The following is a 1,432-nucleotide window of genomic DNA, read 5'->3' as shown; positions in this document are numbered from 1 at the left end:
GGAAAAATTATTGAGCTATTAGCAGTTAATCATCTTATCAAAGGTGATCTGGAAATTACAAAGGTAGATGTTGCGGATGGAAACAATAAGCTTCCAAATGCAGAGTTTACGATTTATAACGAAGCAGGAAAAGAAGTAGTAAAAGGTAAAACAGATGATAAAGGTATCGCTAAATTTGAAAAGCTACCATTTGGAAAATACACATATAAAGAAACAGTTGCACCAAAAGGTTATATCTTAAATGAAGAGACGTTTTCTTTTGAAATCAAAGAGAATGGTCAAATTATTAAACATATCGTTAAAGATGAGAAGATTCCTTTGATTAAAACAACAGCAACTGATAAAAAAGATGGTACAAAAGAAATGCACATTTCTAAGTCTGTAACAATCCAAGATAAAGTGGAATACAAAGACCTACAAGTAGGTAAAGAGTACACTTTAAAAGGTAAATTAATGGATAAAAAGACTAATAAACCATTAGTTGTAAATGGTAAAGAAGTAACAGCTGAAACTAAGTTTACACCAAAAGAAGCAACTGGTTCTATTACATTAGATTTCACTTTTGATGCAACTGGTTTAGAAGAAAAAGAAGTAGTAGTATTCGAAGAGTTACTGAAAGACGGAAAAGTTGTTACTACACATGCTGATATCAATGATAAAATCAAACAGTTAAGTTCGTTAAGCCATCAGTAAAAACAACTGCTACAAACAAAGCTGATGGTGGAAAAGAGATTCATTCAAAGGATTCTATCACTATCCAGGATAAAGTGGAGTACACTAACTTAGTTGTTGGTAAAGAGTACACTGTAAAAGGAAAATTAATGAACAAAGCTATTAACGAACCATTATTAATTGATGGTAAAGAAGTAACAGCTGAGACTAAATTCACTGCAAAAGAAAAGAATGGTTTTGTAACATTAGACTTTTCTTTCGTTGGTGCTGAACAGCAAGGAAGAGAAGTAGTCGTGTTTGAAGACTTATTACATGAAGGTCAAGTAATTGCAACACATGCTGACATTAACGATGTAGGTCAAACAGTTCGATTTGTAGAACCTTCTATTAAAACGACAGCTACAAACAAAGCTGATGGTTCTAAAGAGTTAGACGCTTCTAAATCTGTAACAATCCAAGATAAAGTGGAATACAAAGACTTAATTGTGGGTAAAGAGTACGTTGTAAAAGGCAAACTAATGGATAAAGCAACAAAAAAACCATTATTAGTTGATGGTAAAGAAGTAACAGTAGAATCTAAGTTTACTGCAAAAGAGAAAAATGGTTCTATCACACTCGATTTCACATTTAATGCTTCTGCATTACAAGGTAAAGAAGTGGTAGTGTTTGAAGAATTGTATCAAGATAATGTCTTGGTAGCTATACACGTTGACATCGAAGATAAGGGTCAAACGGTGAAATTTAAAGAAGTAAAACCGGA

1 pseudogene is annotated in these 1,432 nt (G+C 32.5%); it reads left to right on the top strand.

The window, feature by feature from the left end:
* Positions 1-1,432 (top strand): annotated as a pseudogene (locus CQ058_RS31295) (VaFE repeat-containing surface-anchored protein); the annotation flags it as partial.

Origin of the sequence: Bacillus sp. MYb56 (genome assembly GCF_002976445.1) — a bacterium.
Taxonomy (GTDB): Bacteria; Bacillota; Bacilli; order Bacillales; family Bacillaceae_G; genus Bacillus_A; species Bacillus_A mycoides.
This window is presented reverse-complemented; position numbering and strand designations above follow the sequence as displayed.